Source organism: Actinophytocola sp., assembly GCF_035712165.1.
Classification (GTDB): Bacteria; Actinomycetota; Actinomycetes; order Mycobacteriales; family Pseudonocardiaceae; genus DASYTH01.
The window spans coordinates 1-3,213 of the sequence record NZ_DASTBH010000213.1; the positions used below are offsets into that span (position 1 = coordinate 1).

Consider the following 3,213-nt stretch of genomic DNA (forward strand, 5'->3'; position numbering starts at 1 on the left):
CCGGCGCAGTTCTCGCAGCGGCCGCCCTTGACGTTGAACGAGAACCGGCCCGGCCCGTACCCGCGGACCTTGGCCTCGGTGGTCTCGGCGAACAGCCGCCGGATGTGGTCGAACACCCCGGTGTACGTGGCCGGGTTCGACCGCGGGGTGCGCCCGATCGGCGACTGGTCGACGCCGACCACCTTGTCGACGTGGTCCAGCCCGGAGACCCGGGTGTGCCGGCCCGGCACGAGCCGGGCGCGGTTGACCTGGTTGGCCAGGACCGCATAGAGGATGTCGTTGACCAGCGTGGACTTGCCCGAGCCGCTGACACCGGTGACCGCGATGAACTGGCCGAGCGGGAAGCTCACCGTCAGGTTGCGCAGGTTGTGCTCGCGCGCACCCTCCACGACCAGTTCGCGCCCCTTGGTCCGCGGCCGGCGCCGCTGCGGGGTCGGGATGACCTTGCGCCGGGACAGGTACGCCCCGGTCGCCGACTCCTCGTTGGCCAGCAGCCCCTCCAGCGAGCCGCTGTGCACGATCCGGCCGCCGTGCTCGCCGGCGCCGGGGCCGATGTCCACCACCCAGTCGGCCGTGCGGATCGTGTCCTCGTCGTGCTCCACCACGATCAGCGTGTTGCCCAGCGTCCTGAGCCGGACCAGGGTCTCGATCAACCGGTGGTTGTCCCGCTGGTGCAGGCCGATCGACGGCTCGTCCAGCACGTACAGCACGCCGACCAGGCCCGAGCCGATCTGCGTGGCCAGCCGGATCCGCTGCGCCTCGCCGCCGGACAGCGTGCCGGCCGCCCGGTCCAGCGAGAGGTAGTCCAGCCCGACGTCGACCAGGAACCGCAGCCGCGCGTTGATCTCCTTCAGCACCCGCTCGGCGATCATCTTCTGCCGGTCGGTGAGCGTCATGCCGCCGAGCAGGTCGGCGCACTCACCCACCGAGAGCGCGCAGACCTCGGCGATGTTCTTCCCGTTGAGGGTGACGGCCAGCACCTCGGGCTTGAGCCGGGCCCCGCGACAGGCGGCGCACGGCACGTCGCGCATGTAGCCCTCGTACTTCTCGCGCGACCAGTCCGACTCGGTGTCGGCGTGCCGCCGCTCGATCCACTGCACGACGCCCTCGAAGCCGGTGTAGTACGAGCGCTCCCGCCCGTACTTGTTCCGGTAGCGCACGTGCACCTGGTCCTCGACGCCGTGCAGGATCGTCTTCTGCGCGCGGGACGGCAGCTTGCGCCACGGTGTGTCGACGTCGAAGTGCTCGGCCTCGCCCAGCGCCGCCAGCAGGCGGAGGAAGTACTCCTGGGTGGTGCCGCCGGCCCACGGCTGGATCGCGCCCTCGCGCAGGGTGCGCTCCGGATCCGGAATGATCAGATCCGGATCCACCTCCTTCTTCGTGCCCAGGCCGGTGCACTCGGGGCAGGCGCCGTACGGGGAGTTGAACGAGAAGACCCGGGGCTCCAGGTCCTCGATGGCCAGCGGGTGGTCGTTCGGGCAGGCCAGGTGCTCGGAGAACCGGCGCTCGCGGCGCGGATCGTCCTCCGGCAGGTCGACGAAGTCGAGCAGCACGATGCCGCCGGCCAGGGCGAGCGCCGACTCGACGGAATCGGTCAGCCGGCGCTGCGCGCCCGCCTTCACCGAGAGCCGGTCGACCACCACCTCGATGGTGTGCTTCTCCTGCTTCTTCAGCTTCGGCGGGTCGGTCAGCGGGTGCACCACGCCGTCGACCCGGGCCCGCGCGTAGCCCTTCGACTGCAGCTCGGCGAACAGGTCGACGTACTCGCCCTTGCGGCCGCGCACCACCGGCGCGAGCACCATGAACCGGGTGCCCTCCGGCATGGTCAGCACCCGGTCGACGATTTGCTGCGGGCTCTGCCGGGAGATCCGCTCGCCGCAGACCGGGCAGTGCGGGTCACCCACCCGGGCGAACAGCAACCGCAGGTAGTCGTACACCTCGGTGATCGTGCCGACGGTCGAGCGCGGGTTGCGGGAGGTCGACTTCTGGTCGATCGACACGGCCGGGGACAGGCCCTCGATGTAGTCGACGTCGGGCTTGTCCATCTGGCCGAGGAACTGGCGGGCGTACGACGACAGCGACTCCACGTACCGCCGCTGACCCTCCGCGAAGATCGTGTCGAACGCGAGGCTCGACTTGCCCGACCCGGACAGGCCGGTGAACACGATCAGCGCGTCCCGCGGCAGGTCCAGATGGACGTCCCGCAGGTTGTGCTCGCGCGCACCGCGGATGATCAGTCGGTCGGCCACCAGGTCCCGCCCTCACCTCTTGTCACGTATTAGCGCTCACCCGAGCGCCGGGCGCAACTGTATCCAGGGGGTCCGACAAAGTTCGGGGCCCTCGGCTGCCACCTACGGGCGAAATCCTCGTTGCCGCTGCTCACGGTGAATCCGCCGCCATCTGGCCCGCTCCGCCGCCGCCAATCGGGCGTCGCGGCGGCGCAACTCGTACGCCACCTCCCGCGCCAACCGCCGCCAGCTTTCCAGGCGCCGCGGCGCCAGCGCGCCCGACTCGACCGCCGCCGCCACCGCGCAGTCCGGCTCCCCCGCGTGCCCGCAGTCGGCGAACCGGCACGCCGCCGCCAGCGCCTCCACGTCCGCGAACGCCTGGCCGAGGCCATCGTCGGCGTCCAGCAGGCCCACCGCGCGCAGGCCCGGGGTGTCCAGCACCGCGCCGCCGCCGGGAATCGGCACCAGCGCCCGGTACGTGGTGGTGTGCCGGCCCTTGCCGTCCACCCGGCGGATCTCCTGCGTGCCCATCACCCGGGCGCCCGCCAGCGCGTTCACCAGCGTCGACTTGCCGGCGCCGGACGGGCCGAGCAACCCCAGCGTCCGCCCCGGCGCGACCAGCGGTCGCAGGGCGGCCAGCCCCTCACCCCGCTCGGCGCTGACGGCGAGCACCTCCACCCCGGGAGCCGCGTCCGCGACCTGCTCGGCCACCGCGCCGGGTTCGGCCGCCAGGTCGGCCTTGGTGAGAATCACCAGCGGCCGGGCGCCGGACTCCCACGCCAGCGCGAGCAGCCGCTCGATGCGGCCCAGGTCGGGCGACGGGTCGATCGGCTCGACCACGGCGGCCACGTCCACGTTCGCGGCGAGCACCTGGCCGGTCGAGTCCTTGCCGGCCGTGCGGCGGACCAGCGCCGTGCGCCGGGGCAGCACCGCCTCGGCCGTCACCCGTTCGTCCGGCCACAGCCGCGCGACCAGCCAGTCGCCG

2 protein-coding genes are annotated in these 3,213 nt (G+C 72.4%); both read right to left on the minus strand.

Features of this window, described 5'->3' with window-relative positions; translation table 11 throughout:
* On the minus strand, window positions 1-2,249 hold a 2,249-nt coding region (uvrA, locus tag VFO68_RS12025), incomplete at its 3' end, for an excinuclease ABC subunit UvrA (protein WP_325158316.1).
* A gap of 102 nt (window positions 2,250-2,351) precedes the next feature.
* On the minus strand, window positions 2,352-3,213 hold an 862-nt coding region (rsgA, locus tag VFO68_RS12030), incomplete at its 5' end, for a ribosome small subunit-dependent GTPase A (protein WP_325158317.1).